The organism is Ilumatobacter sp. (genome assembly GCF_049588435.1).
In the GTDB taxonomy this organism is placed as follows: Bacteria; Actinomycetota; Acidimicrobiia; order Acidimicrobiales; family Ilumatobacteraceae; genus Ilumatobacter_A.
The window spans coordinates 1-6,301 of the sequence record NZ_JBAVYV010000002.1; the positions used below are offsets into that span (position 1 = coordinate 1).

A 6,301-nucleotide genomic window follows, 5' to 3' on the forward strand; every position below is an offset into this window, starting at 1 on the left:
CCGACGACCGCACGCATGATGTTCGGATCCACGACCCGGTGTCCGTCGCTCACCCGATCGAGTCGGCGGACACCGAGGACGCGTCGGTCCCCTCGCCGCGCTGACGCTCGGCGCCACGGATCCACCGCTCACCTAGGGTGACGATCCGTGCCGATCGAGCCGATCCACCTCACCAGTTCCGATCCCGACGGATCCTCACTCGTCACCGTCACGGTCGACGTGGCGGCCGGCGGCCGAATCCGTCAGATCACGATCACCGACGAGCCGGATTCGGTCGACCTGCTCACCGGCGAGGACGGCAACCGCTCGACGTCGAGCGGTTGGGGGTCGTTCCCGATGGCGCCGTGGGCGGGACGTATCCGTCACGGTCGGTTCCGGTTCCTCGGCGACGACGTCCGACTCGACCTGAACCACGTCGACGGCTCCGGAACCGGCGGGGGGCCGATCGTTCCGCCCCGTCCCGCCACGAGCGGTCCGGTCGCGGCCGACGACCGGCGCGCCCACCCGATCCACGGCACGACGTTCACTCGTCCGTGGACCCCCGTCTCGGTCACCGCCGATCGGATCGAGATGTCCTGTCCGCTCGAGGGAATGCTCGCTTGGCCGTACCCGGGCCTCGCTCGACAGGTCCTGACGCTCGGACCGCGTCGCCTCGAACTCGAACTCGCCGTCGAACCGGACGGGGACACGGTGTTCCCCGCCTCGATCGGATGGCATCCGTGGTTCGTCAAGCCCGACCGACTCGATTTCGCTCCGACCGCGATGTACGTGCGCGACGAGATCGGAATCCCGACCGGCGAACTGGTCCGACCGCTCCCGCCGCCGTGGGACGACTGCTTCGTCAACCGTCGTCCCGTCGAACTGCACTACGAGCGCCGCGTCGCGCCGGTCGTGACCGTCTCGTCACCGGACTGCGATCACTGGGTGATCTACGACAAGCCGTCGCACGCCACCTGCGTCGAACCGCAGTCCGGGCCGCCCGACGCCCCGACCCTGCGCCCCGAGATCGCCACCTCCGATCACCCCCTCCGCCGCTCCATGAGCATCACCTGGTGACCCGACGTCATTCCGCCGCTGCCAGCCCCGGGAGCCGTCCAGTGAGATCCACACGGTCGTGTCACACCTACCGACTGGTAACCGGGGCCCGATAGCCTCGTGCGGATGGCAGCAGACGGGTCAGGAAATGTGTTGGATCCGGGTGCGCCGTTGAAGATCGCATACCTGACGTACCGGGGCAAGCCCCACGTCGGTGGGCAGGGTGTCTACACCCGCCAGTTGACCAAGGCGCTCTGCGACCTCGGCCACTCGGTCGAGGTGTTCGGTGGCCAGCCGTACCCGGTCCTCGACGAGCGGGTCGAGCTCCACAAACTGCCCAGCCTCGACACGTTCAACGATCACTTCCCCGGTCGCCTGCCCGGCTACTGGGAGATCAACGACCGCTACGACCTCATGGAGATGGCGCAATTCCTCACCGGAACGTTCCCCGAGCCACTCGCCTTCTCCGCTCGTGCCGCGAAGGAATTGAGCACGCGCCTCGACGAGTTCGACCTCGTCCACGACAACCAGTGCCTGGGCTACGGGATCCTCAAGATCGAGGAGAAGATCCCGACGATCGTCACCCTGCACCACCCGATCACCAAGGACCGCGAGCTCGAGATGAGCCACCCCCGGTCGCGTTACAAGCGCTGGTCGGTCGGCCGCTGGTACTCGTTCGTCAAGATGCAGGGCAAGGTCGCGTCGAAGATGCCGCGCATCGTCGTCGTCAGCCAGAACTCGATCGACGACATCCACAAGGACATGGGTGTCAGCCGCGACCGCATGCGCCTCGTTCCGGTCGGCGTCGACCCCGACCTGTTCAAGCCGGTCCCCGAGGTCACCCGCACGCCGGGCCGCCTGATCACGACCGCATCCGCCGACGTCGCCCTCAAGGGGCTGACCTACCTCCTCGAAGCGATGGCGAAACTGCGCACCGAGCGCAACGTCACGCTGACGATCATCGGCAAGCCGAAGCCCGGCAAGTCGATGCGGTTGATCGAGGAACTCGGCCTCCGTGAACACATCGAGTTCGTCTCGGGCGTGTCCGACGAACGCATCGTCGAGCTCTACTCCGAAGCCGAACTCGCGGTCGTGCCGAGCCTCTACGAAGGATTCAGCCTCCCCGCGATCGAGGCGATGTGCTCGGGCACCCCGCTCGTCGCGACCGACGGCGGAGCGCTCCCCGAGGTGACCGGTGTCGACGGTGAAACCGTGCTCCAGTGCCCGGCCGGAGACAGCGACGCCCTCGCGATCGCGATCGCCCGTGGCCTCGACGATCCAGAACTGCGCGCCCGGATCGGAGCCGCCGGTCGACAACGCGTCGTCGAACGATGGACGTGGCGCCGATGCGCCGAGCTGACCGTCGACCAATACCGCGAAGTCCTGTCCATGCCGGCGAATGTGGCGAAGCTGCAACGCAACAACCGGCTCTGATCACACCGCCACACGAGTTGACCGCCGCACCATGCTGACCATCCGTTTCGACCGCCTCGACCTGCAACCACGGGACCGCATCCTCGACGTCGGGGCCGGCTTCGGCCGCCACGTCTTCGAGTGCGCCCGACGCGGCGCCGATGTCGTCGCCCTCGACTACGCCCACGACGAGGTCGTCGAGACCCGGGCAACGCTCGGCGCGATGGTCGACTCGGGCGAGATCGACATCGAGCGATTCAAGGGCGTGCTGCGCGGCGACGCCACGAAGCTCCCCTTCGCCGATGCATCGTTCGACAAGGTGATCACGTCCGAAGTGCTCGAACACATCCAGGACGACGTCACCGCGATCTCCGAGATGGTCCGCGTGCTCAAGCCCGGAGGAACGTTCGCAGCGACCGTTCCGGCATGGGCGCCCGAGAAGATCAACTGGATGCTGTCGGACGAGTATCACGCTCCCAAGAGCGTCGGCGGACACGTCCGGATCTACTCGAAGACCGAACTGGCCGCCAAGCTCCGATCGTCGGGCCTCGAACTGCGCGGCACCCATCGCGCCCATGCGCTGCACTCGCCGTACTGGTGGCTCAAGTGCGCGGTCGGACCGCGCAACGACGATCACCCGATGGTCGAGAAGTACCGCTCGTTCCTCGAATGGGACATCGTCGAGCAGCCGACGTCGACCCGCCTCGCCGACAAGATGCTGTCGCCCGTGCTCGGCAAGAGCATCGTGTTCTACGGCCACAAGCCCGAGGCAACTCGCAACCGAGTCGCTTCGTGAGCGCCATCCCACATCTGGACGGCGTCATGACCGCCGACGAACTCGAGACGACCGCGCACCACCTCGCGTCGCTCCAGCTCGGCAACGGGATGATCCCGTGGTTCCCGGGTGGACACTGCGATCCGTGGAACCACGTCGAGACCGCGATGGCCCTCGACGTCGCCGGACTCCACAAGGAGGCCGAGCACGCCTACGAGTGGCTCGCCGACGTGCAGCGGCCCGACGGGAGTTGGCACAACTACTACGCCAACGACGGTTCGACCGAGGACAGCAAGCTCGACACGAACGTGTGCGCCTATGTCGCCACCGGGGTGTGGCATCACTGGCGCTCCACGTGGGACCGCGGCTTCGCCGACAACATGTGGCCGACCGTCGAACGGGCGCTGGAATTCGTGCTGTCGTTGCGTCGTGCCGACGGTCTGGCGCTGTGGGCGATCGAACCCGATGATCGGCCGTGGGACTACGCCCTGATGACGGGCACCTCGAGCATCCAGCACGCGCTGCGGTGTGGAGCGCACCTCGCTGAGGCTCTCAACGACCCCAAGCCGCACTGGCTGCGGGCCGCCGACGAGATGATCACGGCCGTGCGAACCCGGCCCGACGCGTTCGAGCCGAAGAAGCGCTGGGCGATGGACTGGTACTACCCGGTGCTCACGGGCGCACTGCGGGACCACGAAGCCAAGGCTCGCATGGCCGACGGGTGGGACACGTTCGTCATGGAGGGACTCGGGATCCGTTGCGTGAGCGACGAGCCGTGGGTGACCGCGTCCGAGACCGCCGAGTGTGCGCTCGCGTTCGCAGCGATCGGCGACATGTCGACGGCGACCGACCTCTTGAAGTGGACCCGGACCCATCGACGCGACGACGGTTCCTACTGGACCGGGATCGTGTACCCCGACCACGTGCTGTTCCCGTTCGACGAGCACACGAGCTACACCGCGGCGGCAGTGATCCTCGCCGTCGACGCCATCACGGGCACGACCCAGGCCAGCAAACTCTTCCTCCCCTGACGGCCGGTCCACGCTCGGCCGGCGACGGCGACACACCCGCCGCTCGGTACAGTCGCTGCGATGAAGTCGAAAGCGGTACAGACCGTCCTCTCGATCTGGGGCTGGTTCGTTCTCGGCGTCTCGGTCCTCCTGTTCACCCCCGTCGTCGCGGTCGTCCGGCTGGTGACGATGCCGTTCGACAAGGGCGCGTACGCCGCCGGCTACACGTTCCGCAAGGTCGTCGTCCCGTTGACCAAGCTCAACCCGCTGTGGACGTTCCACACGTCGGGGACGTTGCCCGACGACATGCGCCGCCCGTACGTCGTCGTCGCCAACCACGAGAGCTTCGTCGACATGCTGCTCATCTCGCACCTGCCGACCGAGATGAAATGGCTGTCGAAGGTCGAGATCATGAAGCTCCCGTTCATGGGCTGGATGATGCGCCTGTCGCGGGACATCCCGCTCGTCCGCGGCGAGAAGAAGTCCGCTGTCGCCGCACTCGACGAATGCCGCGAGCGTCTCTCGTGCAACGTCTCGGTGATGATCTTCCCCGAGGGCAGCCGGTCGAACACCGGCGACTTGAACCCCTTCGCGGCCGGTGCCTTCAAGCTCGCGATCGAGGGTCAGTACCCGATCCTGCCGATGGCGGTTCACGGGACGCGCGACTGCCTCCGCAAGAACGACTGGCGCCAGGGGCGCGCGGTCGCCGAGGTCCGCGTGCTCGAGCCGATTCCGACCGCGGGGCTGACCAAGAAGGACCTCCCCGAACTCCGCGACCGTGTCCGTGCGCTCATCTCCGACGCCCGCGACGACCTGCGCGCCGAGCACGGCTGGGTCGAACCACCACGCAAGCCCGATTCCGAGTCCGTGGTCGAGCCCGACCCGGACTCCTCCGGCGAGAGCTGACCCCTGCAGGTCCCCGCCCGCCTGCAACAGGCCGCGACCCTCTCGGTCCGACCCGCCGTCGTCGCCGCGATCGCGACGAGTACGGCGATCTTCACCGCCACCCCGTTCCTGCTGCGACCGATCGCCGATGAATTCGGTGTCTCGCTCGGAGCGGCCGGGTGGGTGTCGACCGCACAACTGGCAGGGTTCGTCCTCGGATCATGGACCGCCGGGCGACATCTGCGACCGGTCCGCTGGGTGTTCGTCGCGCTGTGCGTGCTCGGGTTGGTCGCCAACCTCGCCGCCGCCGTCGCACCGGATCTGACCCTGCTCGGAGTCGCCCGATTCGGGAGCGGGATCTCACTCGGCCTGGCCGCGTGGTTCGCGTGGCAGGACGCGTTCGGAGACGCTGACAAGACGAGCGACGTCGCCGTGATCGGTCCGCTCGTCGGCATCGGTTTTCCACCCGCGCTGACCATCCTGATCGAAGTGATCGGGCTGCGCTGGATGTTCGTCATCCTGGCGGTGATCGCTGTCTCACCGGTGATCTTCGCCGGCCAGGTCGACGTGAAGGATCGCCTCCGCCCGCACCGGACGCGCCATGCCGCGACGCGGGCGAGCATCGTGATGTTGTTCGCTCTCGGGTTGGTGACGCTGGGTGGCTCGTCGGTCTACGTCTACGCCGCTGCGATCGGGACCGACTTCAACGGATTGTCGCCGTTCGCCGTCTCGCTCGCGTTCAGCGCGAATGCCCTGGTCGCGGTCCCCGCCGCGCGCTGGACGGGGAGTCGAGGACCCGCTGGCGTGTGGTATTTCGCGACCGCCGTGATGGCCGTGCTGCTCCCCTCCGTCCACGCCACACCCGTGTTCCTGTTCGCCGTGATCGGATGGGGGTTCGTGTTCTTCATGGGGATGCCGGCCGCGTTCGGACTGCTCGCCTCCAAGTCCCGCTTCCCCGAGGAACGCGCCGGAGACGCCCAAGCGGTGATGGCGCTCGGCCGGGTCTTCGGGCCACTCCTCGGCGGCGCGTTCATCACCGCCGACCGACTCGTCGCAATGGGCCTCACCGCCGCCGTGATCCTCTGCATCGCCGGCTCCCTGATGATCTACATCGACCGCGCCCGCTTCACCCGCCCCTGACCCGGCACCCCGAAACCCCGATCCCCGCTCCCCGACCCCGGTC

Annotated in this window: 6 protein-coding genes; all 6 read left to right on the plus strand. The window is 67.6% G+C overall.

Annotated elements, in window-relative coordinates; translation table 11 throughout:
* The first annotated feature begins 147 nt into the window (after positions 1–147).
* The 6 genes from WBV89_RS00010 to WBV89_RS00035 all read left to right on the plus strand — a co-directional run bounded on the left by WBV89_RS00010 (position 148) and on the right by WBV89_RS00035 (position 6,258).
* Positions 148–1,056 (plus strand): aldose epimerase, encoded by a 909-nt coding sequence (locus WBV89_RS00010; protein ID WP_423979295.1) that lies wholly within the window; start codon positions 148–150, stop codon positions 1,054–1,056.
* Positions 1,057–1,161: 105 nt separating this feature from the next.
* Positions 1,162–2,469 carry a glycosyltransferase family 4 protein gene (locus WBV89_RS00015; protein ID WP_423979296.1) on the plus strand — a complete coding sequence of 436 codons (1,308 nt, stop codon included), beginning with the start codon at positions 1,162–1,164 and terminating at the stop codon, positions 2,467–2,469.
* Between the two features lie 31 nt (positions 2,470–2,500).
* Entirely contained in the window at positions 2,501–3,244 is a 744-nt protein-coding gene (locus WBV89_RS00020; RefSeq protein WP_423979297.1) for a class I SAM-dependent methyltransferase, read from the plus strand.
* Positions 3,241–4,254, plus strand: a complete 1,014-nt coding sequence (locus WBV89_RS00025) for a prenyltransferase (RefSeq protein WP_423979298.1) — start codon at positions 3,241–3,243, stop codon at positions 4,252–4,254. Before WBV89_RS00020 ends, WBV89_RS00025 begins: the two co-directional genes overlap by 4 nt.
* Positions 4,255–4,314: 60 nt before the next feature.
* On the plus strand, positions 4,315–5,139 hold the full coding sequence (locus tag WBV89_RS00030) for a lysophospholipid acyltransferase family protein (protein ID WP_423979299.1): 825 nt from the start codon (positions 4,315–4,317) through the stop codon (positions 5,137–5,139).
* Between the two features lie 69 nt (positions 5,140–5,208).
* A complete protein-coding gene (locus WBV89_RS00035; RefSeq protein ID WP_423979300.1) occupies positions 5,209–6,258 on the plus strand; it encodes an MFS transporter in 1,050 nt (349 codons plus the stop codon).
* The last annotated feature ends 43 nt before the right edge of the window (positions 6,259–6,301 follow it).

Excerpts from the sequence above, each read along its gene's own strand:
- WBV89_RS00020 (WP_423979297.1), top strand. The coding sequence starts at position 2,501 with ATGCTGACCATCCGTTTCGACCGCCTCGACCTGCAACCACGGGACCGC.
- WBV89_RS00030 (WP_423979299.1), top strand. The coding sequence starts at position 4,315 with ATGAAGTCGAAAGCGGTACAGACCGTCCTCTCGATCTGGGGCTGGTTC.
- WBV89_RS00015 (WP_423979296.1), top strand. The coding sequence starts at position 1,162 with ATGGCAGCAGACGGGTCAGGAAATGTGTTGGATCCGGGTGCGCCGTTG.